This is a genomic window from Bradyrhizobium sp. 23AC (assembly GCF_054863025.1).
In genome coordinates this window covers 167,178-193,706 of the sequence record NZ_JAVAYN010000015.1, presented here as the reverse complement: position 1 = coordinate 193,706, position 26,529 = coordinate 167,178, and the positions used below count along the sequence as shown (strand labels likewise).

The window sequence follows — 26,529 nt, the reverse complement described above, 5'->3', positions numbered from 1 at the left end:
AGGCGGCACGACCACATCGTCGCGCCTAAAGCGCGATGAGATCTGGATGAATCGTCATCGCGCTTTAGGTTGTTGTTTGCGCATGATCTTTCCGGAAAACCGCTTCGCACTTTTCCGGATCATGCTTTAGCGCTGCGCAATTTTCCGGATCATGCGCCCTTCAGAGCCTAATCGTCGTAATCGTCATAGGGACGCTGCGGAGGTGGCGGCGGCGCATTGTTATAACGCGGCGGTGCGGCACGATTGCGTGGGACCTGCTGCTGCGGCGGCATCTGGTTGTTGGACTGGAACACGGCGCGGCAGCCGCTCGACAGCTGCGGCGTATTCTGCTGCAGGCAGGCGGTGATCCGGCTCACGTCCGGAATCTGGTCGCTGCACAGACGCCAGACGTCCGGCGTACATGCCATCTGCTGTTCCATGGTGCCGCGATATTCCTGGGCGAATGCAGCGCCCTGCGCGACGATGCCGCCGACCGCGAGCGCCACACCCAGCGCAATCCGCTCTGTTCGCATGTCCCGATCCTTCTTAATTCCCATCGATTTTCATCAATCAATGAGGCAGGACCCGGTTCTGAACCAACAACAAAATGTGAAAATGGCTTCGGAACCCAATTCGCCCTCGATACTCGAGTTGCCCGCAACGTCATCCCCTGCGCTTTTGCCCACGTGCCCGGGCGACATGCGGCGCCACGGTCCGTGGCACCGCCGCAACAGGGCCAGCGCAAACCGGCACCTTGCGCCTTTGGCCATAGGGCATTTCGCATAACGCCAAGAACCGCGGCGACGGCCCCGCTAGCAATCGTGCTGGAATGAGGGAATCCGTCGATGCCGACTGCAATACCGACCTGTGCGCAAAACACCACAAAGGCCGCCATCCTGCGCAACAGGCTGCTCGTCACCACGGCACTGGCCCCGCTGGTGCTCGTTGCACTCCCGGCCCTGACGACCGGCCCGGCCCTCGCGGCCTGCACGGTGGCGGGCACCGGCACGATCGGCGCGCTCAATTCGGGCGACGTTGCGACCTGCACCGGCCTCGGCAACACCGACCACATCAACGCCACCGGCCGCAGCAACGTCACGGTCAATATCGGCGACGGCACGTTGACTTCGCTGCTGCCGGGCGCCGGGATTCCCGCGGTCGTTTACGACGGCACCATCGGCTCGCGCGTCACCGTCAGCGATCAGGCGACGGCCTCGACCTACAGCGGGGCGGTTCTGCTCTCCAATGGATCGATCCACAACAATGTGACGATCGCGGCCGGCGGGATTGCGGAGGGGACGGGCAATGCCGAAGCGGCCATCGTCATCGACAATTCGGACGGCAATCTCGTCAACATTCGCGGGACGGCGGTCGGCACCGGAGCAAACACGACGGGACTCCGCATCAGCGGGACGTCGAGCGACAATATCGTCCTCGTCTATGACAGCGGATCGATCGGCGGCGGCCATACCGGCGTGCAATTCATCGCCGGCGGCAATACACTCATCAATGGCGGCACGATCTCCGGCAGTTTCTTCGCCATCCAGGGTTCTTCCGGCAGCGACACCATCTTCAACCCCGGCACCATCTCGGGCGGCAGCAGCGGAGCGGTCGACCTGTCCGGGGGCGATGATCTGCTCGGCCTCGCCCCTGGCTCGACGATCACCGGGACCGTTCGCGGCGGGAGCGGTACCGACACGCTGAACTTCGGCAGCATCGGCAGCGCCTCGTTCGACCTCGGCAATCTCGGCCCCGGCCTGCAATATGACGAATTCGAGCAACTGAAGAAAAACGGCAACTCCGTCTGGACCTTGATCGGCACCACCGTCTTCAATGGCGCCACCACGGTGGATGCGGGCGGCCTGATCGTGAACGGCACGTTGCCCTCCGTGGTCACTGTCAACGGCGGCTATCTCGGCGGCACCGGCACGGTCGGCGGCATCGTCGTCAACACTGGCGGCATGGTCGCGCCCGGCAATTCGATCGGGACCCTCAATGTCAGCGGCAACGTGGCCTTCAACACCGGCGCGACCTTTCGGGTCGAGATCAATCCCGGCGGCCAGTCCGACAAGATCGCGGCGACCGGGACGGCGACGCTCAATGGCGGCACGGTGCAGATCGTGCCGCTCGGCGCGGGCTTCCTCGCCAATACCCAATATACGATCCTCACCGCGACCGGCGGCGTCACCGGCACGTTCGCGACGCTGACGACCTCGGGCAGTCCGCTGGTCTCGGGGCAGCTCAGCTATGACGCCAACAATGTCTACTTCCTTCTGCAACAGATCGGTGGCTTCGGAACGCTGTCGGGCCTGACGCCGAACCAGACGGCGGTGGCCGGCGCGCTGGATCAGGCGCAGTCTGGCGGCGCATCCGGACCGCTCGGCACCGCGATCAATACGCTCGCCGCGCTCAATACATCAGGCATCAAGGCCGGCCTCGACGATCTCGCCGGGCAGATTCACGCCGATGGTCGCCGCTTCACCGCGGACCAGGCCGACATGTTCCAGAGCTTCATGTGGAACGCCGGCACGCAGTCGCGCGGCGAGAGCGTGCGGATGTCAGCCACAGCTTACGCCCCGGAGCCGGCGGACCCGATCGGCAAGGCGCTGCGTGGTCGCCGCGCTGCACCGGTGCAGAGCGTCTGGTTCGGCGGCTACGGAAATTGGGACAAGGTGGCGGCGAGCAACATTGCTTTCGGGACCAGCACGGCCGTTGGCGGCGCGGCCCTCGGCGCCGATCTCTGGAACCTGCCGGGCTTCACGGCCGGCCTTGCGATCGGCGCATCGACCGGCCAGCTGCGCATGGCAGGCCGGGCCGACCGCATCGACGCCAATGCCGGCCATGCCGGCTTCTACGCACGCGGTGAAGCGGGGGGATTCAATCTCGCATCCGCCATCAGCTATTCCTTCGCAGCGCTGGAATCCTCCCGCACGATCTCGTTCCTGGGACAGACTGCAACCGCTTCCTCGCGGGCGAATACCTTTGCCGCGTCGTTCGGCATCGCACGTCCTTTCGAGACCGGATGGGGTTTTACGGCCGAGCCGTTCGCCAAGGCCGACTGGTATTCGACGCGCCAGGGTAGCTTCTCCGAGACCGGCGCGCCCGGCGTCAATCAGCTGGTGCGCGCCGGCAGCTTCGACGTCGGCTACGGCACGGCCGGCTTGCGCACCCATCACCGCGTGATGATGCCGAACGGTCACGCGGCGCAGTTCGGCGCGACCCTTGCCGTACGCCATGAGTTCTCCGGCAACGCAGCAACCATTACCGCTGCGCTCGAAGGCGCGCCCGGCATTCCGTTCGCGATCACCGGCGTTGAGCGTGCCCGCACGGTGGCGCTCACCGGCGCCGAGATCCGATGGGACCTCACGGCCGCAACATCGTTCAAGGCATCCTACGAGGGCGCGTTCGCGCCGGGATACGACCGGCATAACCTGCGGGGCGTGGTCCGCAGTGAATTCTGAAGCATGATCCGGAAAAGTGCGCAGCGGTTTTCCGAAAAGATCATGCTTAAACAACAACCGAAAGCCCCTACTCCACTTTGCCGATCTTCTTCACCGCCGCGATCAGCCGCTTGCTGTCGGTCGCGACGAATTCGGAGAAGGCCGGCGCGTCCTGATAGGCGACGAGACTGCCCGAGGTTTCGAACGCCTTGAGCACCTCGGGACTCGCCATCACCTGCGCCATCGCCTCGCGCAGGCGGGTCGCGATCGGCGCGGGAAGAGAGCTCTGTGCGAACAGCCCGGCCCAGATGTACATCTCGACGTCCTTGTAGCCGAGCTCCTGGAAGGTCGGCACGTCAGGGAAGCTCGCGATGCGCTGCGCGCCGCAATTGCCGAGCACGCGGAGCTTGCCATCGTCGACCTGCGGCTTCAGCGTCCCCGGTGCGGCGGCGATCGCCTGCACGGTCCCACCGAGGATTGCGGTGAGTGCGGGACCTGCGCCACGGAACGGCACGTGCAGCAGCTTGATGCCGGCGCTGCTCGCGAACATCTCCATCGCCACATGCAGCGTGCCGTAAGGCCCTGACGAGCCGTAGGTGATCTGACCCGGCCGCTTCTTCGCATCCTCGACGAAATCCTGCGCCGTTTTCCATGGCGCGGAGGCCGGCACCGCCAGCAGCGTGGGATCGGCGAGCACGCGCGCGATCGGCATGAACTGCGAGACCTCGTAGGCGGCGGGACGGTCGAACAGCCGGTCGGCCTCGGGGAGCACCGCGAGCGAGGACAGCGTCATCAGCAGAGTGTAACCATCAGGCTCGGCGCGTGCCGCCGCGGCATTGCCGACGGAGCCGCCGCCGCCTCCGGCCCGGTTGTCGACGATGACAGCCTTGCCGAGAACCCGCTCCAGCGCCATCGCCACCGGCCGCGCTGCGAGATCGGCCTGTCCGCCCGCCGGAAACGGCACGATCATGGTGATGTTGCGGGCGGGATAGGTTTGCGCGAAGGCCGGTCCGGGTAACGCAGCGCGCAGCAACGGCAGTGCAGCAGCGGCGCGCAGGACGTCGCGTCGATCCATGGCAGGTCCCTCCCCGAATTTTCTTGTTTCGCGCCCAGCCTAGCGCCGCGATCGGCAAGAACAAGACGTTTACGAAGCGTTAGCCATGTTCGGCCGAGCCCGGAACGCATGCCTGGAGCCACTGTTGCCCTCTTGAGGGAGTGCGTGATGCCTAACATTGGAACCATCGATGTCGCCCTGGACGAGATGCTGGTGAATCTCGCCGCGATCGTTCTGCGGCTTGCAAGGCCCGAAGTGACGCGTACGCCGGAAGCGCGCCGCGCATTGGCGCAATCGGTCCATCAATATGCGGTTTGTGCGAAGCGTTCGAGGGACCCTCGCGTTCACGAATTGAAGTCGCAGCTGGAAGAAACGCTGAAGCCAAGCCTGCGTATCGTCGCGATCGACGGCGTGAAGGTGGCGTAGTCCGGCCCCAAGAAAAGATGCCGTAGGGTGGGCAAAGGCGCTCTTGCGCCGTGCCCACGATCACTCCCCGAAATGTCCCGCGATGTCGCGCATATCCCCTCCCCGATCCAAAGGAAGAGTGCCTCCCTGCGCGCATCGATATCGAGACACCTGTGATCTCCTCAGGCGAAGCCGTGGGCACGCTTCGCTTTGCCCACCCTACGATAGTTTGCACAAACGATAGATTGGCGAGATCCCGTAGGGTGGGCAAAGGCGCGCTCTTCGCGCGCCGTGCCCACGATCACTCTCCGAAATGACCGGCGATGTCCCGCATGTCCCCGCCCTTCTCACGCTTCTTCAATTTGCTCATTGAAGGCGGCCCGCCCTCCAAGCCTCGCGAAAAGCCGCCTTTGATCAGATTCCACCGCGACGAAAATTCGGCATCGTCCTCCGGAAGCAACCAAACAGCATGGAGATGTTGGGGCAGGATACAAATGGCGATTGTCTCGAACGGGCGGCGCTGCTGAACTGTTCGGTAAATTCGCCTGAGGCGATCAACGTGGTCCACGAGCAGCGTGCTCGACCGGTCGGCGAGCACGACGGTGAAGAAGAACGCGCTGCCCTGCGCGCGCCGATACCGAGACACTTGCGATCCCTCAGGCGAAGCCGTGGGCACGCTTCGCTTTGCCCACCCTACGGTAGCTCGCGCAGACCATAGACTAGCGAGGTCTTGTAGGGTGGGCAAAGGCGCGCTCTTGGCGCGCCGTGCCCACCATCGGAGTTACCCAGCCTTGACCTTCCCACGCGCCCGCCGCTTGCAGGTGCCCGGCAGCTTGGCCGCGAGGAAATCGCCGAGCGCTTCGACGCGGGCGGGACGGGGGCCGCCGGGCGGCGTCACCAGGTGCACGGCGCCTTCGGCCTGCTTCCAGTCCTTCAGGATCACTTCGACGGCGCCCGATGAGATCGCTTCGCCAACGATGAACTCGGGCAGCTCGGCGATGCCGAGCCCAGCGATCAACGCCGGCATCACGGCTTCGCCGTTGTTGACGCGGAGCTGTCCACCCGGGCGCACGCTAGCCTGCTCGCCGGCCGAATTGGTGTAGTGCCAAATGTTGGGCGTCGACAGATAGGCGTAGCTGAAGCATTTGTGCTCGGCCAGATGCATCGGATGCGTCGGCCGACCGTGCTTCTTCAGATAGGACGGCGCGGCCACGGTGAAGCGCGGCATGGTGAAGAGCCGCCGTGCGATCAGCGAGGAGTCCGGCAGCCGGGCGATCCTCACCGCCATGTCAAAGCCCTCGCCGATCAGGTCGACGGTCGCATCGCTCAAATGCAGATCGACCGAGACTTCCGGATAGGCCTCAAAGAACTCAGGCAGCAGCGGCGCCACCGCCTTGATGCCGAACGTCATGGGCACGGCGAGCCGCACCAGGCCCCGCGGCGCCACCGATTGCGCCAACGCCTCGTTCTCTGCCGCTTCGCCGTCGGTCAGCAGCCGCGTCGCGCGCTCGGCGAGCTTGTGCCCGGCGTCGGTCAGCGCAAGCCGGCGTGAGGTGCGGTTGAACAGCCGGGCGCCGAGCCGCTCCTCCAGACGCGTGACCGCCTTGGACACAGTCGCCTTGGACATCACGAGCTCGCTCGCGGCCCCCGCAAACGACCGTAATTCCACAACTTTTGCGAAAATCGCGAGCGCCTCGAAATCGGGAAGTTTTGCCATGGCGGCCTATCCATCTGGATACTTATGGAAACAATGCGTTTCAACAGTTTCTATTTCTATACCACAGACGAAGGCTTATCCAAGGGGTCATCAGACATTCAGGACTGGAGAAATCCAATGACCAAGAAGCTCTCAGGTAAGGTTGCCCTCGTCACCGGCGGTTCGCGCGGCATCGGCGCGGCCTCTGCGCGCGCTCTCGCCGACCAAGGCGCGGATGTCGCCATCAGCTATGTGGCCTCGCCGGAAAAGGCGGAAGCCGTCGTCACCGAGTTGAAGGCCAAGGGCGTCAGGGCCCGCGCTTTCAGGGCGGACCAGGCTTCCGCGAAGGACGTCGCGCAACTCGTCAACGACGTCGCCAAGGAATTCGGCCATCTCGACATCCTCGTCAACAATGCCGGCGTTGCCACTGGCGGTGCCATCGACGACGCCAATGCCGACACGGATGCCCTCGCCCGCCAGGACCAGGTCAACGTGCACGGCGTGATCGCGGCGATCCGCGCCGCCTCGCAGCTGATGGGTGAAGGCGGCCGCATCGTCACCGTCGGCTCCATGCTCGCCGACCGCGCCTCGTTCCCTGGGCTTGCCGACTACGTCGCCACCAAGGCTGCCGTGGTTGGCTACACCAAGGGCGCGGCACGCGACCTCGGGCCGCGCGGCATCACCGTGAACGTGGTGCAGCCGGGCTCGATCGACACCGACATGAATCCGAAGGATGGCGGCGAGTTCGCCGAGACCCAGCGCAAGCAGCACGCGCTGCAACGCTTCGGCCGTCCCGAGGAAGTCGCCGCCGGAATCGTTTTCCTCGCAAGCCCGGACGCCTCCTTCGTCACCGGCACGGTGCTCAATGTCGACGGCGGGTTCGGCGCCTGATCGAGGCGCCAACCACCCACACAAGGATTACGCAGATGATCGAACTCAGACCTTTCGACAAGCTCGGCGGCGCCGATCACGGCTGGCTCAAGGCCAAGCATCATTTCTCCTTCGCTGGCCATTATGACCCGAACAACATGGGTCACGGCGCATTGCGGGTGTGGAACGACGACGAGATCGCGCCCAACACCGGCTTTCCCGCCCATCCCCACGCCAACATGGAAATCATCACCTATGTGCGCGAGGGCGCGATCACCCATCAGGACAGCCTCGGCAACGAGGGCCGCACTGAAGCGGGAGACGTGCAGGTGATGAGTGCCGGCAGCGGTATCCGCCACTCCGAGTACAATCTGGAGCCGACCAAGACGCGGATCTTCCAGATCTGGATCGAGCCGACGGCGCGCGGCGGACAGCCGACCTGGGGGTCGAAGCCGTTTCCGAAAGCGGATCGCTCCGGCAAGCTCGTCACCATCGCGAGCGGGATCGAAGGTGACACGGACGCGCTGCCGATACGCGCCGATGCGCGTGTGCTCGCAACTACGCTGAAGGCCGGCGAGAGCGCGGAGTACGCGCCGCAGAAGTCGCGGCATCTCTACCTCGTGCCCGCAGCGGGTGCTGTCGAGATCAACGGCGTGCGCGTCAACGCCCGCGACGGCGCCGCGATCCGCGACGAGGACCGGCTGAAGATCACCGCGCTCGAGGACACCGAGCTCGTGCTCGTCGACGCAGCGTGAACGCTGCCTACACGCCAACTCGTCATGCCCGGCCTTGAGCCGGGCATCCATCACCTTCGCAAGGACCTTCTTCAAGCCCGATGGATTGCCGGGTCAAGCCCGGCAATGACAGCGAACAAGACAACTCAACGCATCCCCCCAACGGAGACCACCATGACCAAAGTTCTCGTCCTCTATTATTCCGCCTATGGCCATATCGAGGCGATGGCGAATGCCGTCGCCGAAGGCGCGCGCGAGGCCGGCGCCACCGTCGACATCAAGCGCGTGCCGGAGCTGGTGCCGGCCGAGGTCGCCAAAGCTTCCTATTACAAGGTCGATCAGGCCGCCCCCATCGCCAAGATTGAGGATCTCGCCAATTACGACGCGATCATCGTCGGCACCGGCACCCGCTTCGGCCGCATGGCTTCCCAGATGGCCAACTTCCTCGATCAGGCCGGCGGCCTCTGGGCCAAGGGCGCACTGCATGGCAAGGTCGGCGGCGCCTTCACGTCGACTGCGACCCAGCATGGCGGCCAGGAGACGACGCTGTTCTCGATCATCACCAACCTCCTGCATTTCGGCATGGTCGTGGTCGGCATGAACTATGGCTTCGCCGGCCAGATGAAGCTCGACGAGGTCACCGGCGGCGCTCCCTACGGCGCCACCACGATCACCGGCGGCGACGGCAGCCGCCAGCCCAGCGCCAACGAGCTCGCCGGCGCGCGCTATCAGGGGCGCCAGATCGCGGAGACCGCCAAGAAGCTCCATGGCTGAGCTATACGGCTGAACTGCACGGCTGATGCGACGGGCGGCATTCTCTTTCGGGAATGCCGCCTCAGCTCCGCTCGGTCTTCTTCCCGACGAGCTCGCGGCCGATCGGCCGCGGCGGTTCGCTCCGCAGCACCAGCGAGGTCGTCACAGTGCCGAAACCGGCAATGCGGTCCACGATCGTCTCGAGATCTTCCGGCGCCGGGACCAGCACCTTCAGCACGAAGCAGTCATCGCCGGTCACGCGATGGACCTCGATGATGTACGGAATCTCGCTGAATCTTTTCAGGCAGGTCTTGATGTGCTCATGCGACGTGCGTAGGCGCACCAGCGCCATCAGGCCAAGCCCGAGCGCGCGCGGGTTAATCCGGGCACCGTAGCCTTCGATGATTCCGGCTTCCTCCAGCCGCTTGACGCGCTCGGAGACAGCCGGCTGGGACAGGCCGACGGAACGGCCAAGCTCGGACAACGGCACGCGCGCATTGGCCTGCAGCGCCTCGAGGATCTTCAGGTCCTTGGCGTCGATACTTCCGAAACGATCCAAGAAAATTCTCCATTCCGCCTTGAGATCATCGGCAGATGATCGATTCCGCCGATGATCTGCCATGTCACGCAGCATCGTGACCGGCCACACTGCGCCTCCATCTCAGATATCACGGGACGATTATGCACGACATCATCACCTTGCCCGGCCTCGGCGGCTCCGGCGACACCCATTGGCAGACGCTCTGGGAGCGCAGTGATGCGTGCTTCGGACGATTTCAGCCGACGAGCTGGGACCAGCCCGAGCTCGACGACTGGGAGCAATCACTGGAGCGAGCGGTCAGGCGCTGCGCGAAGCCGCCCGTGCTGGTGGCCCACAGCCTCGCCTGCCTGCTCGTGGCGCACTGGTCCACCCGCTTCCCATCCGCGATCGCGGGCGCATTTCTGGTCGCGGTCCCCGATCCTGACGGCACCAGCTTCCCAGCGGAGGCCGCCGCCTTCAAGCCGGTCCCCGACCGTGCGCTGCGCTTCCCTTCGCTCATCATCGCCAGCACGAACGATCCCTATGGCGGCATCGAGGTGACACAGCGGCGCGCACGCGCCTGGCAGTCCGGCCTGATCGTGCCGGGCGCACTCGGCCACATCAATGGGTCGAGCGGGCTCGGCGACTGGCCGCAGGGTCGCGCATTGCTGGATGCCTTCTGCGCGGGCCTTCCGAGGTGACGGGCGAGCAGACAGCCGCTGTCAGCGCATCTTGCGTATCGCCTTCGCAGCGACGTCGGCGAGCGCGGGATAGCGACGCAGACCCTGCGCGGCATGGTCGCGCCAAGCAAACGGACCGCCGCGCCAGGACAGCGCGATGCTGACGTCGGTCAGCGGCACCCTCTCGGCACCGAAGCGCCGCTTGTAATCCTGATTGCCGATGCTGAGGTCGAAACGGCGCACGCCCTCTGCATGCAGCGCCGCCATCGTGCGCTCGGCGACGAGCAGTCCCGGCGAGCAGCTCGACCATGAATTGCCGGCGTGGCTGATGCGTAGAAGGTAATAGGTCGCGCCGGATCTGACGCCGAACGCGGTGGCGACAATATCCCTATCGCAGACGAGCGCTGTGACGACGGCATAGCCTTCCGCGACGCCCTGGCGGGCGACCTCACGGTAAAACCGGGCATGGGCATCGTCGTTGAGGACGAACCGCGAGCCGAGTTGGCGCATGCGCGCCTGCTGCTGGACATCCATCACGTCAAGGAGCTCATGCGCGCGCGCAACGTTCGCGGCGATCTCGAACCGCGCACCTTCGTGCCGGCTGAAGACGCGCCAGCAACGCGGCATCTGCATGCGCTTGATCGAGGCCTGGTAGTCCTCATAGTCGTCGCCCAGCAGCACGACATTGCCGTTGAGCGAGGAGGATCCGATCCGCCCGAGCGACACCAGCGGATTTGGCTTGCCGCCGACCTGGGTCGGCATCTTCTTCAGGCGAAGCAGGTCGAAGCGGTCGGGCAAGGCGCGCAATGCCTCGACCAGTGCCAAGCTGATCGCATCCATCGCCGCCGCATCCAATGCGGCATCGAGCGCCAGCATCGGCGCGTTGTTGTCGGAGACGCCGAGATCGGCGAATTCGACGATGCGGATGCCGCGCCTGATGTGGCTGACCATCGGTACGACCGCGATGTCCTTACCGGTGGCGGCATCCGAGATCATCGCGATCAGCGGCGCAAAATCGTGAAACGCCTCGTACCATGCATCGAGCCAGTAACGATGCTGGAATGCGGTGCGGTGCCCGGCGCTCAGACGCGACGCGGCCTGCCGCCAGTCACGCACAAAATCGACAGCGATGTTCGACGTGCTGGACACGAGGCCATCTGGTTGCTCGACGCTGAGGAACGTCATCTGCGGGGCATACGATTACTGAATGTTTCGAGATAGATTATGTTTTGTCGCACACCAGAAGAGACGTAGCCGCTCAATCGTTAAGCCGATGCCACCATCGCGCCGACTGCGACAAGCTGTCAGCGCTGCGGTTCCATCTGCGCGACGCATTGGAACCTGGCGAGGAAGTGCAGGCCGGCCACTGCGAGCGCGAACATGAACCAGATCGGGTTTTGCCGTTCGAGCAGGAAGGTCTCGGTCGCGCCGTAATACAGGCCAAACAGCCAAACGGTCAGGAACAGCTTTGCCAGCGCCCCACTGCGGCTGTGAGCCTGGGCTGACTGGAAATTGCCGAGCGGTGCGAGCACGAAGATGAGGATCACGAGCAGCAGCCCCGGCAGACCGATGGTGACCGCGAGGTCGAGATAGCTGTTGTGGCTATGCGCCGCCGACGTCGCCCATTCGGCGCCCTGGGCGGTCTGCCGCGCCGTGACATCATCCCAGAAGGCCGCATAGCCGTGACCGATGATCGGCTTCTCGGCGACGGCCGCGAGCGCGAACTCCCAGATCGCGGAGCGGCCGGTGAAGGTCGGATCAAGGGGAAGCAGCCGCGTCATGCCGCCGAGCGTCGGGCTCAAGACACTGCCGACCGTCAGCAGGTTCATCACGATCAGCGGCACGAAGCAGATGATCCGCTTCAGCCACAGGCTCGGCGTCACGTAGACCAGCGACGCGAGCGCGTAGATCGCAAGGCACAGCACAGACGACGTCTTGCCGCCGGTGAAGATCAGGAAGATGCCGGCCAGCGCGGCGATCGCGGGTCCCATCACGAACGAGCCGACGGCGGCCAGGTAGATGCCGACATAGACCAAGATGGTCATCACGGGTGAGGCGATGTTCTTGTGGCCAAAACTGCCGCGCCAGTCGCCGGCAAGCTGCGGCTCGCCAATATCAAGCCCGGTGTGGATCGAATAGTGCGGCGCGAGGAAGACGCCGAGATAGCAGAGCGCAAGCAGCACCAGCGCGGCCCCGCCCAAACACAAGTTGAAGCTGCGCTGCGTCGGCGGCAGCAATGGCAGCAGGACGGCGAGCGACGTCACGCTGGCGGCGAGCACGAAGCGCTGGATCGAAACGCCGCGGCTTTCGGAGAGGACAATGTTGATCACCAGCCAGCCCGCGAGGCAGAGATGAAGCGGCGTCACCAGGGTCCTCAGCGCGGGCGCATCCGTGGTGGCGACGAGCAGCGCCGCGACCGCAGCGAGCAGTCCCCAGGACACATAGGCCAGCGCCATTCGTCCGCCGACGACGGTGGTGACGTCGGGATTCCGTAGGTCCGGGAACGGATCGAGCGTCACCAGCACCAGCAGCAGCGAGGCGACGGCGACGAGGCAGCGCGCCGCCTGCACGGCATTCAGCTGCGCCAGGCCGTCGCGGAAGGCGCGGCCCAACGGTCGGGCCTCGAGGTCAGTCATGTCGGCGGCGCTACGGTCCATGCTGCGGTCCACGGCTCAAGACACTTGGTGACGCCGGTGAAGCTCGACGTCCTGGCTCAAGCCCATTGAGCGTCCGTCACCAGCCCTTTCGGAAGTCTGCGCCGCCGGCTGCCGCACGATGCTCCGCGCAATCTCGTAATATTGCAGCGCCCGTTGCTCCAGCGTGAGGCTGTCCAGGATATAGCCGCGCGGATCGAACGCGCCCGCGGCACACCCTTCCCAGAAGTTTTCCCAACCAGCCTCGAACCCGGTGACGTCGACGAATTTGGCCCCGCAGCGCTCATCCCAATACGGCACCGACGACACCGGCGCGAACTGCACGCGGTGCGGATAGTAATCGGGGTCTCGCCACGGGCCGCCCGGATCCCAGGCGAAGACCGGCACGCCGCAAGACAGGGCCTGCTGATAGGCGATACCCTGGCTCTCGTTCTGACACAGGAAGATCATCGCGCGCGAGGCCGCCAGCGCCGCCTGATAATCCTCTTCCTTGTAGCTGCCATAGCGCAGCTCCGTGAACGAGCGCCCCTCTTTTCGCAGGCGGGCGCGGACGGGTTCGATCAACTCCGGCGCATAGCGCTCGCGGTCCCAGTGGACCTTGTCGTAGATCAGCACATCGACGGCCTTCTGCGAGGCCCGCGACGGCGCCCAGAGATCGGTGTCGATGCCGACCGGCCAAGCCTCCGTCTCGGGCCAGTACGGCCGGTACATGTCGACGTACCAGGGGCCGGGCACCACAACCTTCTTCACCGGCAGACGCTTGAACAAATCGAGGTCGTCGAGCGGATGATTGTGGGCGGCGACGCCAAGCAGGATCGGGTTCTTCCACGCGAACTTGTCGAGCAGGAAGGTGCGGCCGACGATGCAGGCGAGCTCGTCGGGATGCCGCGCGATGTAGCCGTAATCGTTGACGCGGTAGCGGATACCGAGCCGGTCGAGCCCCGCACAGAGATTGAGGAACACGCGGAGCTGGCCGCTCATGCGCGGCTCGCCGAGCAGCAACCGGCGCGCCATGCGCCGCAGATGCCGGTCGCCGGGAAACCAGCGATCGTCCTTGTCCTCATAGAAGAGGTTGAGGATCATCGCATCTGGGTCGTGTTCGAATGTCTTTGCGGGCACTGGATTCCATCCGCGGCAACCGGATGCGCATTCTCGCATGGGACCGGCGGTCGCACTCTTCCAAATTTGCCACAGGCTTAATGCCGGCGGCTTAACGCTAACTGACGAAACCAGCGCCGCGCACGGCTTCCCGACAACGATCTGGCTGTAATGCGAGTATCATTCGCAGGCCTGCCCATGTTGCGATCGATCGCATCATCCAATCAGCGCAAGCGTCCTGGTTAACAGACTCTTAAAGGCGAGCCGTGGCTCAGATCACCGCCGAAGACGTTCTCGATTTGCCGGCCACCACACGCCTCGTTCCGGCGCTACGCCAACCGCTGCCGTCGAGCTCGACCTGGTCAGTGTCCGTCGTCATTCCCGCCAAGAACGTTGCGGCCTATGTCGGCGAGACCCTCGCCAGCGCACTGGCACAGGGCGAGGTGGGTGAAGTGATCGTCGTGGACGACGGCTCGACCGACAACACCGCCGCCGTCGTCCACGGCATTCGCGATCCGCGGCTGCGCCTGATCACGAATGACTCCGCCGGCGTGTCGGCGGCGCGCAATCTCGGTGCGCGATATGCCGGCGGCGACTGGCTGCTCTTCCTCGATGCCGACGACCGCCTTCGCCCCGGCGCAGTGGCGGCGCTGCTGGAGGCGGCACGCGGGGCTCCGCAGGCGGTGCTCGTCTATGGCGATTACAACACGATCGACAGCGAAGGACATCAGATCGGTCGGCGCGGCCTGCTGAAGGGGCGCCGGAAGCCGTCCGGCGACGTGCTGACGCGGCTCGCCGCCGGCAATTTCATCGTCAATGGCGGTATTGCGCTGGCACGCGCGGAAGCCTTCCGCGCCATCGGTGGTTTCGACACCTCGCTCAGATATTGCGAGGATTGGCATTGCTGGTGCCGCTTGGCAGCGATCGGCGAGTTCGAGTTCGCGCCAAAACTGCTGCTCGATTATCGCTTGCATACCGCCAACACCATGAACGCGGCGGTGCGGACGCCGAAGGATTTCTTCCCTGCCATCGCGCGGGTATTCGACGACGGATTGATCCTGGCACGCCTGCCCGAGGGCTCGGCGGCCGGACTGCGCCTCGCCGCCGAACTTCATCTCATCACCTACTCGGCGATGCAGGCGGTTCGCTTCGGCCGATATCGCCAGGCTTTTGGCTATCTTGGAATGGTCGGCCGGCGCTCGCTCAAGGCGTTGCCGCGCGCCGCAGCCAGGACCGCCCTCGCCCGCTTCGGCATCTAGTCGTCACGACACGATCTTCGAGGCCTCATAGGGCTTCGGCTCGATCCCGAATGCCGCGAGCATCGAGCCGAACGCGACCATCACGGGGTGCATCGCGACGACGGCTTTCGACGACGTCAGCAGACCTGCGGACCGAACCAGCGAGAGCGGCAACCGTCCGAGCATCTGTACGAACACCCGCGCCCGCGCCGCCGCGCTCTGCGCGGCCTTGTACTGCACGCGATAATTGATCGCGCCGATGCGCAGGCCACGCTTGGCGATCCAGCCGAGGCTGGTGCGGCTTTGCGGCACGGTCTCGGTGATGACGGCCTCCGCCGTCCAGTGGAAGATCATGCCGGCATCACGGCACCGCACGAAGAAATCGCAATCGCCGCCGCCGAGGAAATTGAAGCGCAGGTCGAACGCGGGACGATCGAACCGCTCGAAGGCCGCGCGCGTGATCAGACAATTACCGCAGCCATAGATCAGCGGCACCGCGCCGGAATAGTCGTAGGCGGGACGGAAAGCGGGATGACGCGACAGCCACGGCTTGCTGTCGTCATCGAACACAGGCAGCACCGGCCCGCCGACCACGTCGGCGCCGGTCGCCTCCGCGGTGCGGACCATCAGTTCGAGCCAGTCGCTTGACGCGATCTCGTCGTCGTCGATCATCAGGAAGCGGGTCGCGGCAGGAAACAGTGCCTGCGCCGTCTCGAACGCAGCATTGATCGCCTGGCAATTGCCCTGCCGCTTCTCGACGAGGCAAACGCCCTGCAGCCTGCCGGCGGCCAGAAACTCCGCGGCAACCGGCGCGCTCTCGCGCTGCGCGGCGTCGTTCTCGACCATGACGACGGCAAAGGAACGCGGGGTCCGCTGGTTCGCCAGCGACTCCAGCGTCAGCCGCAGGTGCTGCGGACGGCGGAAACAGGGAATACAGACGACGATACCGACCGACAGGTCGATGACCCCGGAGCTCGCCACGATCTCCCGGTTGGGATCGCGCACTGCATCCGAGATACGCGTGGCAGACAGGTCTGTCGGGATCAATGTCATGACGTTCTAGATGTCCGAGATATATTGAAAAAGCCCTGCTTCATTCGTACGTCCCGCGACGGCACATCGTCACGAGACAGATGCGTCCCAAAACGAACGGCCAGTTGATGGCGCGTGCCTGCGCCTCACGCCAGTCTCCCGGCCGTCCCAAGATAACATCATGCGTTTAACCGCTTTCGCCTGTTTCTCCCGCGAAATCATGCGCACGTGGTACTGCAATTCGCGGTCCATGCGCCGACGAAGACCCCAACATGAACAATGCCGTAGTTAATGCGCATGCGCATTAACCCGACCGTAAGCACTGCGACCGGTGAGACGGCGCGGCATCAGATTTGCTCTTCGGGCTCGCGATATTTTTCCTGTAAATTTGAATAGAACAAGCGCGGTCAGAAAATATGAACAAGCCAGCCACGATTGATTTTGCGACAGCCACGGCGATCCAGATTCCCGCGGCCGCGTCCTCCGTCCAGGCACTTCACGATCTCGTCCCGGGCGAAGCCCGCGACAGCCTGCTCGCCGTTCACGATTTGCTGCGGCGCGAGCTGCCGCAAGGCCAGCTCGCCATCTATGAAGCCGGCGGCGGCTCGTGCAGCGTCCTGCCACCGGAATTGCCTGGACGCAGCAAGGTCACCGTCGTCGACATCGACGAGGACCAGGTCCGCAACAACACCTACGCGGACGAGGCTATCCTCGGCGACGTGCAGACCTACCGCTTCGGGCGCGAGACCTTCGATCTCGTGATCTGCTACAACGTGATCGAGCATCTGCCCCATGTCGACGCCGCGCTCCTGAACTTCCGCGATGCGCTCAAGCGCGGCGGCATGATCCTGATCGGCGCGCCCAATCCCCGCTCGCTGTCCGGCGTCGTCACCAAATATTCGCCACACTGGTTTCACGTCTGGTTCTACCGGCACATCCGCGGCATCAAGGATGCCGGCATGCCCGGTGAGCCGCCATTCCCGACCTTCTTTCATCCGCTGGTGACGCTGCCCCGCCTCGAAGCCTTCGCGGCTGCCAACGGCCTTGAGATGATCTACCGCCGCGAGGTCGAGAGTCCGCGCTATCCCGAGATGCGCCGGCGCAAGCCGCTGTTCGCGGCGCTCGTGGACGCCGGCGCCGCCGTTCTGAACGCCGTGCTGCCGCGGGGCGTCGACGTCCGCCGCGGCGACTATCACGTCATCCTGCGGAAAAGCTGAGCATCATGACGCGCGCGCGGCCCATTGCAAAACAAGCGGAGCCTCGCGGCCATGCCGTGCGCGGTAACGAACCGTTAATCTCCAGGGAGCCCCGGCGTCGCTGGCGTCACGAGGACGCACCGCGGAGTGGCAAGCGCTTAAACGCTTTGTTTGCCATTTCGGTGAATAGTCCCTCAATGAGTATGGTTAATTTTCCCTGTTGCGTTGATTGGGCACCTATATCCCGGGTGCATGGCGTAGAGCGAAGAGTAGCCCCTCAGCCTGCGGCAGTTGGAATGAAAGCTGGGGATCATGCTTGACTATAACCAGCCGATAGATCGGGCCAGACCGGAGTCGCCGCAACAGAGGCCCCAGGCTGGCTTCAACGTGCTGGAGCTCGCCAATTTGCTCTGGCGGCGCAAGATCGCGATTGCCGCGGCTGCCCTGCTCGGCGCAACGCTTGCCGTTACCGTGGGCAAGAGCCTGACGCCCCGCTACACCGCCACCGCCCAGCTCTATGTCGATCCGCGCGAGCTTCAGCTCGTCGATCGTGAGCTCACGCCGCGCGCGCAGGACGTCTCCGGCATGTCCATGGTGGTGGAGAGCCAGGCGCGCCTGATCACCTCCAACAGCGTACTGCTCAAGGTGATCCAGCAGGCGGGTCTCGACAAGGACCCGGAATTCGGCGGCGGCGGTGACGTCCAGAGCCTGATGTCGTCGCTGATCGGCCTGATCGGCCTGCAGCCGCGCGCTCCCTCTGCAGCGGACAACAAGGAAGTGCAGCTTGCGGCGCTCGAGGCGCTGAACAGGCACATCACGATCCGCAAGACCGAAAAGAGCTTCATCGTCGACATCGAGGTCTGGTCGACGGATCCGGCGAAAGCGGCGATGCTCGCCAACACGCTGACCAATGCCTACCTCACCGAATCCCGCAACTCGCAGGCTTCGGCCGCACGGCGCGCCACCAACGATCTCTCCGGCCGCCTCAAGGAGCTGCGCGAGCGGCTGCGCAACGCCGAGACCGCGCTCGCGACCTACAAAGCCCAGAACAATTTCGTCGGCACCCAGGATGCGCTGATCAGCGATCAGCAGCTCTCCGCCAGCAACCAACGGCTTTCCGCCGCCCGCGCGGCGACGATGGATGCGCAGGCGCGGCTCGACCAGATCGAGGCCAGCCGCCGTACCGCTGCCGATGCAGGTGCGATTCCAGAAGCGCTGCAATCGCCGACGATCGCGAACCTGCGCGCGCAATATGCCGATGCGCGCAAGAAATATGCTGAGCAGGCCGGCGAGCTCGGGCCGCGCCATCCGGCGCTGCGCCAGACCGAGAAGCAGGTCGAGGATCTCAAGCGCACCATCAGCGAGGAGATCGATCGCTTCGCCCAGTCGGCCAAGAACGATCTGACGCGCGCCCGCGACTATGAGGCCTCGCTGAACCGGGCCATGGAAGCGCAAAAGCGGCAGAGCGTGCAGCTCAGCCAGGCCGCCGTCCGCCTGCGCGAACTGGAGCGCGAGGCCGATGCCAGCCGCGACGTCTATCAATCCTTCCTCAAGCGCTCGCGCGAGACCGAGGAGCAGGAGACGCTGAACACTTCGGCGGCCCGCGTCATCGGCGAAGCGACGGTGCCGCAGCGGCGCTCGTTCCCGCCCGCCATGAGCCTGTTCGCCATGATCGGCTTCATCTTCGGCGCGCTCGCGGCGTCAAGCTGGTTCGCCGCGGTCGAACTCCTGCTCGTCGGCGCGCCGGCGCCCGCGCCAGCCCGCCGTGCGGGCAAGCCGGCACCGGAGAGAACGCGCACTCCCGAGGTTTTGCCGGCTCCGGAAGCTCCGCAGTCTCCACAGGTTTCGCGACCTCAGGAAGTGGCGGAGGCCCTGCCCGAACTTGCCGCGCCATCGCTGCAGCCTGCGATGGTCGAAAAGCCCCTGATCGAAAAGCCGCTGATCGCGCGCCTCCAGGAGGCCGACGTCATCCACACGCTCGGAGCGATTCTCGCCACCGGCGGCGGCGTCGACCTCACCCGGCTGGGCTGGCCGACATTGCGGCCCGGCTTTCCCCTGACGAAACTGCTCAACGCCTGGCGCGATATGCGCGCCGCCGTAGCCCGGCGCGCCGGCGACAAGACGATGCCGGTCATCGCGCTCGTCGCCGCCGGCGAGACCAGCGGGCGCAGCGTGATCGCGCTGAATTTCGCGCTCGCGGCCGCGCGCGACGGCGCCCGCGTGCTGATGATCGATGCCGACCATCAGGCCCACGTGCTCTCGAACAAGGTCAGCCGCCCCGGCAAGAGCGAGCCGAGCAGGCTCGGCTGGCTCTCGATCGGCAGCAAGGCCGCACGCGAGATCAAGACGGTCAATGGCATTTCGGTGCTGCCGGTCGGCGAAGGCGACGCCGGCAAGGCCGCCGACGCGATCCGCAAGGCGATTGCGCAGGCGCGCGCCGCAGGCGGCTATGACCTCGTGATCCTCGACGGCCCCGCGATGCCGCTTCTTGCCGGCGGCCGCAAGCTGCTCGACGACACCGACGCGCTGGTGGCGGTGCTGCCGACCAGCCACGACATCAACGACAGCCTGGAAGAGATCCTGACCGCGCTGGGCCGCGCCGAGCGCAAGCTCGTCGGCGTCGTGCTGGACGAGCTCACCCCTGCAATCCAAACGCGCCAGCGAGGCAGACAATATGCTTGAGCGTCGCGTCAACCTCGACGGACGGGCAGCAACGGCCGACGTGCCGCGAATCACCGTCGGCGGGCTCCGCATGGCCGCGATCGATCTGGAAGCGACCGCCGATTTCATGATCGAAGCGACCGATCCGGACAATCGCATCGGCCGTCCGTTGTTCCTGACCTCGGCCAATGGCGAGGTGCTGGCGCGCTGCTCGACGGAACCGCAGACCGAGCGCCTGTTCCGCGCCGCCGACCTGATCAACGCCGACGGCCAGCCGCTGGTGGCAGCCTCTAGGCTGCAATCCTGGTTTCCCCTGCCCGAGCGCGTCGCGACCACGGACCTGTTCCACGTCGTCGCGCGCAAGGCGGAAGCGGTCGGCCGCACCTTCTACATGTTCGGCGCCAGCGAGGCCGAAAACATCGTGGCCGTCGAGAACGTCCAGAAGATGTATCCGGACCTCAAGATCATCGGGCGCAGCCACGGCTATCTGCGAGGCGAGGCGCTGCGCGCCAAAGTCGAGGAGATCAACGCGCTTGCGCCGGACTATCTGTGGGTCGCGCTCGGCGTGCCCAACGAGCAGGCATTCGTGGAGGAATTCACGCCGTACCTGACCAATGTTGGCGTTATCAAGACATCAGGCGGCCTGTTCAACTTTTTGTCGGGCAGCCGTTCCCGCGCGCCGCAATGGATGCAGAAGGTCGGACTCGAATGGGCGTGGCGCACCTTGCTCGAGCCGCGCCGCCTGTTCTGGCGCTATTTGACCACCAACCCCCGCGCGCTCTATCTTCTCTTCAGCCGCAACCGACCCCTCCGCTAAGAGAAGAGCAGAAGACGATATGACCGACCGACCGACTGTCCTCGTCACTGGGGGCGCGGGCTATATTGGCTCGCATGCCTGCCGCGCATTGACCGCCGCCGGCTACCAGCCCGTCGTTTATGACAATCTCTCGACAGGTCATCGCAGCTTCGTTGCCGGCCCCCTGGTGACGGGCGATCTGCTCGACGGCGCGGCGCTGGCACGCGCCTTCGCCGACCACAAAATCACGGCGGTGATGCATTTCGCGGCGGCCAGCCTGGTCGGCGAGTCCATGACCGATCCGCAGAAATACTACATCAACAACGTTCAGGGCACGCTGTCGCTGTTGCAGGCGATGCGTAACGCAGGCTGCCATCGCATCGTGTTCTCCTCGACCGGCGCCGTCTACGGCAATGCCGATTCCAAGGAGCTGCCGGAAGACTTTCCCTGCGTACCGATCAACCCCTATGGCGCGTCGAAATGGATGATCGAGCGGATGCTCGCCGATTACCGCTCGGCCTACGGCTTCGGCGCGTTCTGCCTGCGCTATTTCAACGCCAGCGGCGCCGATCCGGCCGGCGGCATCGGCGAGCTGCGCGACAATGAAACCCACCTCATTCCCCGCGCCATGATGGCGCTGCAGGGCCATGTCGACTTCGCGGTGTTCGGCGACGACTACGACACGCCCGACGGAACCGCGATCCGCGACTACATCCACGTCACCGACCTCGCCGCGGCGCATGTCGCGGCCCTGAAGCTCCTGGAAGACGGGCATGCCGGCGGCAGCTTCAATCTCGGCACCGGCTCCGGCTTTTCCGTGCGCGAGATCCTGAACGCGATCAGGCAGGAAACCGGCCGCGAGGTGCCGCACACCATCAAGCCGCGCCGCGCCGGCGATCCGACTTATCTGGTCGCGGATCCTTCCGCCGCGCGAAAGGTGCTGAACTTCGTGCCTGGCCATTCCGACCTGGCGACGGTCATCCGCACCGCCTGGGCCTGGCACCAGAAGGCGCATCCGTTCAGACAGCGTTAGGCAATCGGGGCGCCCGCGCCTTGCTCGGCGGAGGCGTGAACGGCTAGACTGGGCCTTCGCTGCCGGCGACGATGCCGGCATGCCTGGCTCGTCCGAATGCGCGAGCCGATTTTTCCGAGCGTCAGGTCACGATCATTTCGGCGCGAAGGCCTGTCATCGGTCGCGGATCCCTGGGAGCATGGAACGAATGCATCAGGCCGCCCGCCTGGAGTTCGAGCGCGTGATGGAGGAGTTTGCCCGCTGGCACATTGTGCCCGCGGACGAGCGCTCCCCTGCGCCCGCCTGGTGGTGGGGACCCGCCATGGCGGTGTTCGACGACCGGGAGCCGATGAGTTGCGCATGGTGCGCCGAACTCGGTTTGAACGAGGGCGCGAGCTTCGCCGAGGGCGCGCACACGATTCTCGCGCTGTTCGTCGAGCAGACGTCGCTGACGGGGCCTCAGGATTTTCCGAGCAAGGCCGAGGGCGGGGAACACGAGGTCCGCGAGCTGCACCCGCAGCCGTCAGACGACAGCGCGTTTCAGCCGTGACGCCGCAGCTTCCGTGGCGGCAACGTCCGGCTCCGGCTGGAGCGGCGGGGCGACAGGCAGGATCATCGGCCGCAACAGCTCGGCCATCTGCTTGGCCGGCAGCGGCTTCGAGATCAGGAAGCCCTGCATCTCGTCGCAGCCATGGGTGCGCAGGAAGGCCTCCTGCTCGGCGTTCTCGACGCCTTCGGCGACGACGGTCATGCCGAGCGCCTTGCCCATGCTGATGATGGCCTGTGCGATCGCCTGGTCCTCCGAATCCTGCGGCAGGTCCCGTACGAAGGAGCGGTCGATCTTGATGGTGTCGATCGGGAAGTGCTTCATCAGCGACATCGACGAATAGCCGGTGCCGAAATCGTCGATGGCAAGGCGGATGCCGCGGCTCTGGATGGCATCGAGCACCTTGAGCGCGCGACCGACATTGCGCATCATCATGCTCTCGGTGACTTCGAGCTGGAGCAGCACCGGCGACATGCCGCTGGCCGCCAGCGCCTCGTCGACGTCCTGCAACAGATGCTCGTCGGCGAACTGCCGCGGCGACAGGTTGACCGCCATCGACAACGGCAACAGGCCGCGGCGCTGCCAGGCCATGGCCTGCGCGCAGGCTTCCCTCAGCACCCAGCGGCCGATCGGCACGATCAGGCCGGTCTCCTCCGCGAGCGGGATGAACTGAGCCGGCGAGATGTTGCCGAGATCGGGATGCGCCCAGCGCAGCAGCGCTTCCACGCCGGTAATCTGGCCGGTCGCCATGTCGACCTTGGGCTGGTAGTTCAGCGAGAACTGCTCGCGCTCCAGCGCGCGGCGCAGCGCGCTCTCCAGCGACAGCCGCTCGATCGACTGCGTCGTCACTTCCTTGGAGAAGAAGCGGTAGCCGTTCTTGCCGTCCTCCTTGGCGAGATACATCGCCATGTCGGCGTTCTTGGTCAAGGTCTGCGCATCGGAGCCGTTGGCCGGATACATCGCGATACCGATCGAGGCCGTGGTGTGGCACTCGTGTCCGGCCAGCTCCATGGGCTCGGCGAGTGCAGCGAGCAGCCCGGTCGCGATGCGCTGGACGTCGTCGATCTCGCCGCACTGGTCGAGGATCACCACGAACTCGTCGCCGCCGAGGCGGGCCACCACATCGCTTTCCCGCAGCGCGCCGCGCAAGCGGTTGGCGACTTCGAGCAGGAGCAGGTCGCCGGCCTCATGGCCGAGCGAATCGTTGATGACCTTGAAGCGGTCGAGATCGATGAACAGCACCGCGAAACGGTGATCGTGGCGCTCTGCCGTGTCGATCGCCCCCCGCAGCAGCCCGTTGAAGGTCTCGCGGTTCGGAAGGTCGGTCAGGCTGTCATGCGAGGCGAGGTACTCGATCCGCTCGTCCGCCTCGTTCTTCTCGTCGGCGCGATCGAAATTCTCCATCGCAAAGGACACATTGTCGGCCAGACGCTGCAACAGCTCGACGAACTCGGCCGTGAAGGTAGCCGGCTCGGTCGACATGTAGATCATGACGCCGACGGCCTGATCGTGCACGATGAGCGGAAACGCTGCGCCCGACCGCGCCCCGTCGCCGCGGACAACGGCGTGGAATGCGCTGACGCGATCGTCGTTGAGATAATCGTTGCTGATGCAGGGCTGGCGCGTGCGGAACGCCGTGCCGCTCATCCCGCGCCCTTCGGGCCGCTCGGGGTCGATGGAGAGGCGAACGTTGCGCGTGGTGTCGGAAGACGGCCCGGCGCTCGCCACGATCTCCAGATGGTCGCTGTCGACCCTGGCCAGCGCGATGGTCGTCGACGTGAACTTGGCACCGTTCGAGGCCGCGAGACAGACGAGATCGAACAGCTCGGCGCGCGATTTCGCCCGCATGATCGCCTCGTTAGTCGCGCTCAGTGCCGCGAACATGCGCGTCAGGCGCTCCTTCTGCGCCTCGGTGCGGGCCTTTTCCTCGGCACGGTCGAAATTGTCGAGCGCGAAGGAGACGTTTTCGGCAAGGCGCCCGAGCAGTTCGACCAGATCGGGCGTGAATGTGTTCTCCTCGGGCGCGAGGAAGAGCAGGATGCCGATGGGCTCCTGGCCCGCCTTTAGAAGCGGGAAGCTGGCGGCGGCCCGCGTTCCGTCCTCGATCGCCTTCGCCCGCCAGTATGCCGACCGCGGCTCGTTCAGATAGTCGTTCATGACGCTGGGCCGGCGGGTCCGGAGCGAGGTGCCGATGATCCCCTCGCCTTCGGGATGGTCGGCGGAAATGCTGCAGGTCCGTCCAACCATTTGCTGCTGCAGGCGCCCCTTCACCGCGACGACGCGAACGAGCTCGTTTTCCTCGTCGATGATGCCGATCGTTGCCGACGCGAACACGTCGCCGAGAATAGCTGCCTGGCACGCGGCCTCGAACAGGTCCTCGCGCGTCTTGGCGCGCATGATCGCTTCATTGGTTGCGCTGAGCGCTTCGAACATTCCGCTCAGGCGATTGCGCTGCTTGTCCACTTGCGCCTTCTCCTCGGCGCGATCGAAGCCTTCCAGCGCGAAGGCGACGTTGGCCTGGAGCTTGCGCAGCAATTCGACGAATTCGGGTGTGAACGTGCCGCACTCCGGAGAGTTGAATAGGAACACACCTTCGACCTGATCGCCGTTGAAGAGCGGCAACGCCGCGGAGGACGCGATCCCGTTGCGGCGGGCGCTGGCGTGCCACGGCGCGATGCGCTCGTCGGCGAGCACGTCGTTGCTGATGGCGGGCTTGCGCGTGCGGAACGCGATGCCGGTCAATCCGCGCCCTTCCGGCACCTGCTCGGAGATGGATAACTTGAAGTTGCGAACCTGATCGGCGTTAGGTCCGTAACAGGCGACGACGCGCAGCAGCCCGGCGTGAGGGTCGACCAGTGCGATGTTGGCCGAAGTGAACTTGGCGCCCTTCGCCGTCGCCTCGCAAACGAGGTCGAACAGATCGGCGCGCGACCGCGCCCGCAGGATCGCCTCGTTGGTGGCGCTGAGCGCCGCATACATGCGTGCCAGCCGTTCCTCTTCGGCGGCGATTTTGGCCTTCTCGGACTCGCGGCCGAAATTATCGATCGCGAACGAGACGTTCTCCGCCATACGCAGCAGGAGCGCGACGATCTCCTCGTCCTTGGCCCAGGAGCGGCTGATGAAGAACAAGAGCACGCCGACACTTTCACCGTGCCTGATCAGCGGCGCGACCACGCAGGCGGCAACGCCAGTGTTGACGTTGGCCTGCTCCCACGGCGTGCCTCTGGTGCGGCTGGCGAGATCGTCCTCGACGATGGCCTTCTGCGTCCGGAACACCTCGCCGGATATTCCCTTGCCGTAGGGATTCTCCGGATCAATCGAATAGCGCGCCTGGGTGATCAGTGCGAGGTTCTGGCCGGTGGACGCGACCGGACTCATCCAATGCGAATCGGGTTCGCGGAGCAACACGATGGTCGCCAGCGATTTGCCCCCATGAACGGAGGCGTCACATACGAGCTGATACAGCTCCTGCTCGGTTTTGGCGCGTAGGATGGCTTCGTTGGTGGCGCTGATGGCGCCGAACATGCGATTGAGCCGCCGGGTCGCGCGCTCGCTGGTCTGCCGCGCGGTTTCGCGCGCGAAATTGTCCAGCGCATAGGAGATATTAGCCGACATGCGCCCGAACAGCGACACCATCTGCTCGTTCAGCGAACCGGCTTCGCGGCGGGTCACATAGAGCACGCCGACACTCTTGCCGTTGCAGAGCAGCGGCAGCGCCGCAGCCGCACCAATGGCGGCGGAAGCTGCACCCTCACGCCAGGCCAGCGAACGCGGGTCGTTCAGATAATCATTGCTGACGCACAGCTTCTGATCGCGAAATGCCTCGCCGCCGACGCCCGAGCCTTCGGGTGTGCCGGCATCCGTCGTGATCTCGATCGAGCGCAGCCGCGCAACGTCGTCGCCGCAGCCGGCCGCAAAATGGAGTCGCCGGTCGTCCGGTCCGACCAGAAACACGGCGACAGCCAAGAAATCCCCGCTCGAAAACCCGGCGTTGCAGACCTTCTGGTACAGCTCGTCCGGCGATTTCGCATAGAGGATCGCTTCGTTGATGGCGCTCAACGCCGCAAAGGTGCGCGCGAGTGTCGTCGGCACGATCTCAGCTCCCGGGCATTTCTGCCTATTTCTCCCGGGTGCCTTTATGAGGGGCCATCGCCTAAGTGGTGG

General features: G+C 65.2%; 22 protein-coding genes. 12 read left to right on the top strand and 10 right to left on the bottom strand.

The window, feature by feature from the left end:
* Window positions 1-167 precede the first annotated feature (167 nt).
* On the bottom strand, window positions 168-512 hold the full coding sequence (locus tag RAD10_RS29220) for a hypothetical protein (RefSeq protein WP_091965988.1): 345 nt from the start codon (window positions 510-512) through the stop codon (window positions 168-170).
* A 312-nt stretch (window positions 513-824) separates the two neighbouring features.
* On the opposite strand from RAD10_RS29220, the gene RAD10_RS29215 reads away from it, so the two are divergent.
* Window positions 825-3,440, top strand: a complete 2,616-nt coding sequence (locus RAD10_RS29215) for an autotransporter outer membrane beta-barrel domain-containing protein (RefSeq protein ID WP_461620216.1) — start codon at window positions 825-827, stop codon at window positions 3,438-3,440.
* A 67-nt stretch (window positions 3,441-3,507) separates the two neighbouring features.
* Here the strand turns inward: RAD10_RS29215 and RAD10_RS29210 are convergent, their stop codons facing one another.
* A complete protein-coding gene (locus RAD10_RS29210; protein ID WP_461620215.1) occupies window positions 3,508-4,494 on the bottom strand; it encodes a tripartite tricarboxylate transporter substrate binding protein in 987 nt (328 codons plus the stop codon).
* Window positions 4,495-4,641: 147 nt separating this feature from the next.
* On the opposite strand from RAD10_RS29210, the gene RAD10_RS29205 reads away from it, so the two are divergent.
* Window positions 4,642-4,899 (top strand): hypothetical protein, encoded by a 258-nt coding sequence (locus tag RAD10_RS29205; protein ID WP_038947524.1) that lies wholly within the window; start codon window positions 4,642-4,644, stop codon window positions 4,897-4,899.
* A gap of 280 nt (window positions 4,900-5,179) precedes the next feature.
* Here RAD10_RS29205 and RAD10_RS29200 read toward each other — a convergent pair whose 3' ends face one another.
* Window positions 5,180-5,524, bottom strand: a complete 345-nt coding sequence (locus RAD10_RS29200) for an REP-associated tyrosine transposase (protein ID WP_461620214.1) — start codon at window positions 5,522-5,524, stop codon at window positions 5,180-5,182.
* Window positions 5,525-5,659: 135 nt separating this feature from the next.
* Complete coding sequence (locus RAD10_RS29195) at window positions 5,660-6,595, bottom strand: LysR family transcriptional regulator (protein ID WP_461620213.1); 936 nt, start codon at window positions 6,593-6,595, stop codon at window positions 5,660-5,662.
* Between the two features lie 117 nt (window positions 6,596-6,712).
* Here RAD10_RS29195 and RAD10_RS29190 point away from each other — a divergent pair, with 117 nt between their 5' ends.
* From RAD10_RS29190 to wrbA, 3 genes are all read left to right on the top strand, one after another.
* The gene (locus RAD10_RS29190; protein WP_461620212.1) at window positions 6,713-7,465 is read left to right on the top strand and encodes an SDR family NAD(P)-dependent oxidoreductase; all 753 of its coding nucleotides are present in this window, start codon (window positions 6,713-6,715) and stop codon (window positions 7,463-7,465) included.
* Between the two features lie 35 nt (window positions 7,466-7,500).
* Window positions 7,501-8,199: a pirin family protein gene (locus RAD10_RS29185; protein WP_461620211.1), complete on the top strand. Its 699-nt coding sequence runs from the start codon at window positions 7,501-7,503 to the stop codon at window positions 8,197-8,199.
* Between the two features lie 153 nt (window positions 8,200-8,352).
* The gene (wrbA, locus tag RAD10_RS29180) at window positions 8,353-8,952 is read left to right on the top strand and encodes an NAD(P)H:quinone oxidoreductase (protein ID WP_091965995.1); all 600 of its coding nucleotides are present in this window, start codon (window positions 8,353-8,355) and stop codon (window positions 8,950-8,952) included.
* Window positions 8,953-9,013: 61 nt separating this feature from the next.
* On the opposite strand, the gene RAD10_RS29175 is transcribed toward wrbA, so the two are convergent.
* Window positions 9,014-9,490 carry an Lrp/AsnC family transcriptional regulator gene (locus RAD10_RS29175; protein WP_461620210.1) on the bottom strand — a complete coding sequence of 159 codons (477 nt, stop codon included), beginning with the start codon at window positions 9,488-9,490 and terminating at the stop codon, window positions 9,014-9,016.
* A gap of 122 nt (window positions 9,491-9,612) precedes the next feature.
* Between RAD10_RS29175 and RAD10_RS29170 the strand changes: the two genes are divergently transcribed.
* Complete coding sequence (locus RAD10_RS29170) at window positions 9,613-10,152, top strand: RBBP9/YdeN family alpha/beta hydrolase (RefSeq protein WP_461620209.1); 540 nt, start codon at window positions 9,613-9,615, stop codon at window positions 10,150-10,152.
* Window positions 10,153-10,173: 21 nt separating this feature from the next.
* Here RAD10_RS29170 and RAD10_RS29165 read toward each other — a convergent pair whose 3' ends face one another.
* From RAD10_RS29165 to RAD10_RS29155, 3 genes are all read right to left on the bottom strand, one after another.
* Window positions 10,174-11,316: a GNAT family N-acetyltransferase gene (locus tag RAD10_RS29165; RefSeq protein ID WP_461620208.1), complete on the bottom strand. Its 1,143-nt coding sequence runs from the start codon at window positions 11,314-11,316 to the stop codon at window positions 10,174-10,176.
* 119 nt (window positions 11,317-11,435) lie between these two features.
* A complete protein-coding gene (locus tag RAD10_RS29160) occupies window positions 11,436-12,788 on the bottom strand; it encodes an O-antigen ligase family protein (protein WP_461620207.1) in 1,353 nt (450 codons plus the stop codon).
* Between the two features lie 15 nt (window positions 12,789-12,803).
* Window positions 12,804-13,904, bottom strand: a complete 1,101-nt coding sequence (locus tag RAD10_RS29155) for a glycosyltransferase (protein WP_461620206.1) — start codon at window positions 13,902-13,904, stop codon at window positions 12,804-12,806.
* A gap of 245 nt (window positions 13,905-14,149) precedes the next feature.
* Between RAD10_RS29155 and RAD10_RS29150 the strand changes: the two genes are divergently transcribed.
* Window positions 14,150-15,142, top strand: coding sequence for a glycosyltransferase (locus RAD10_RS29150; protein ID WP_461620205.1), 993 nt, complete (start codon window positions 14,150-14,152; stop codon window positions 15,140-15,142).
* 3 nt (window positions 15,143-15,145) lie between these two features.
* Here the strand turns inward: RAD10_RS29150 and RAD10_RS29145 are convergent, their stop codons facing one another.
* Window positions 15,146-16,174 carry a glycosyltransferase family 2 protein gene (locus RAD10_RS29145; RefSeq protein ID WP_461620204.1) on the bottom strand — a complete coding sequence of 343 codons (1,029 nt, stop codon included), beginning with the start codon at window positions 16,172-16,174 and terminating at the stop codon, window positions 15,146-15,148.
* A gap of 395 nt (window positions 16,175-16,569) precedes the next feature.
* Here RAD10_RS29145 and RAD10_RS29140 point away from each other — a divergent pair, with 395 nt between their 5' ends.
* The 5 genes from RAD10_RS29140 (at window position 16,570) to RAD10_RS29120 (ending at window position 22,368) form a co-directional block, all read left to right on the top strand.
* Window positions 16,570-17,370, top strand: a complete 801-nt coding sequence (locus tag RAD10_RS29140; RefSeq protein ID WP_461620203.1) for a class I SAM-dependent methyltransferase — start codon at window positions 16,570-16,572, stop codon at window positions 17,368-17,370.
* A gap of 291 nt (window positions 17,371-17,661) precedes the next feature.
* Window positions 17,662-20,031, top strand: a complete 2,370-nt coding sequence (locus tag RAD10_RS29135; RefSeq protein WP_461620202.1) for an exopolysaccharide transport family protein — start codon at window positions 17,662-17,664, stop codon at window positions 20,029-20,031.
* The gene (locus RAD10_RS29130; RefSeq protein ID WP_461620201.1) at window positions 20,024-20,827 is read left to right on the top strand and encodes a WecB/TagA/CpsF family glycosyltransferase; all 804 of its coding nucleotides are present in this window, start codon (window positions 20,024-20,026) and stop codon (window positions 20,825-20,827) included. The genes RAD10_RS29135 and RAD10_RS29130 overlap by 8 nt, the downstream gene beginning before the upstream one ends.
* A 19-nt stretch (window positions 20,828-20,846) precedes the next feature.
* Window positions 20,847-21,839: a UDP-glucose 4-epimerase GalE gene (gene galE / locus RAD10_RS29125; RefSeq protein ID WP_461620200.1), complete on the top strand. Its 993-nt coding sequence runs from the start codon at window positions 20,847-20,849 to the stop codon at window positions 21,837-21,839.
* Between the two features lie 187 nt (window positions 21,840-22,026).
* Window positions 22,027-22,368, top strand: a complete 342-nt coding sequence (locus RAD10_RS29120; RefSeq protein WP_461620199.1) for a hypothetical protein — start codon at window positions 22,027-22,029, stop codon at window positions 22,366-22,368.
* Here the strand turns inward: RAD10_RS29120 and RAD10_RS29115 are convergent.
* A complete protein-coding gene (locus RAD10_RS29115; RefSeq protein WP_461620198.1) occupies window positions 22,342-26,457 on the bottom strand; it encodes a bifunctional diguanylate cyclase/phosphodiesterase in 4,116 nt (1,371 codons plus the stop codon). The genes RAD10_RS29120 and RAD10_RS29115 overlap by 27 nt on opposite strands.
* Window positions 26,458-26,529 lie beyond the last annotated feature (72 nt).

Coding starts and splice junctions, on each gene's coding strand:
- RAD10_RS29220 (WP_091965988.1), bottom strand. CDS start 512: ATGCGAACAGAGCGGATTGCGCTGGGTGTGGCGCTCGCGGTCGGCGGC.
- RAD10_RS29215 (WP_461620216.1), top strand. CDS start 825: ATGCCGACTGCAATACCGACCTGTGCGCAAAACACCACAAAGGCCGCC.
- RAD10_RS29210 (WP_461620215.1), bottom strand. CDS start 4,494: ATGGATCGACGCGACGTCCTGCGCGCCGCTGCTGCACTGCCGTTGCTG.
- RAD10_RS29205 (WP_038947524.1), top strand. CDS start 4,642: ATGCCTAACATTGGAACCATCGATGTCGCCCTGGACGAGATGCTGGTG.
- RAD10_RS29195 (WP_461620213.1), bottom strand. CDS start 6,595: ATGGCAAAACTTCCCGATTTCGAGGCGCTCGCGATTTTCGCAAAAGTT.
- RAD10_RS29190 (WP_461620212.1), top strand. CDS start 6,713: ATGACCAAGAAGCTCTCAGGTAAGGTTGCCCTCGTCACCGGCGGTTCG.
- RAD10_RS29185 (WP_461620211.1), top strand. CDS start 7,501: ATGATCGAACTCAGACCTTTCGACAAGCTCGGCGGCGCCGATCACGGC.
- wrbA (WP_091965995.1), top strand. CDS start 8,353: ATGACCAAAGTTCTCGTCCTCTATTATTCCGCCTATGGCCATATCGAG.
- RAD10_RS29170 (WP_461620209.1), top strand. CDS start 9,613: ATGCACGACATCATCACCTTGCCCGGCCTCGGCGGCTCCGGCGACACC.
- RAD10_RS29165 (WP_461620208.1), bottom strand. CDS start 11,316: ATGACGTTCCTCAGCGTCGAGCAACCAGATGGCCTCGTGTCCAGCACG.
- RAD10_RS29160 (WP_461620207.1), bottom strand. CDS start 12,788: ATGGACCGTAGCGCCGCCGACATGACTGACCTCGAGGCCCGACCGTTG.
- RAD10_RS29145 (WP_461620204.1), bottom strand. CDS start 16,174: ATGACATTGATCCCGACAGACCTGTCTGCCACGCGTATCTCGGATGCA.
- RAD10_RS29140 (WP_461620203.1), top strand. CDS start 16,570: ATGAACAAGCCAGCCACGATTGATTTTGCGACAGCCACGGCGATCCAG.
- RAD10_RS29135 (WP_461620202.1), top strand. CDS start 17,662: ATGCTTGACTATAACCAGCCGATAGATCGGGCCAGACCGGAGTCGCCG.
- RAD10_RS29130 (WP_461620201.1), top strand. CDS start 20,024: ATGCTTGAGCGTCGCGTCAACCTCGACGGACGGGCAGCAACGGCCGAC.
- galE (WP_461620200.1), top strand. CDS start 20,847: ATGACCGACCGACCGACTGTCCTCGTCACTGGGGGCGCGGGCTATATT.
- RAD10_RS29120 (WP_461620199.1), top strand. CDS start 22,027: ATGCATCAGGCCGCCCGCCTGGAGTTCGAGCGCGTGATGGAGGAGTTT.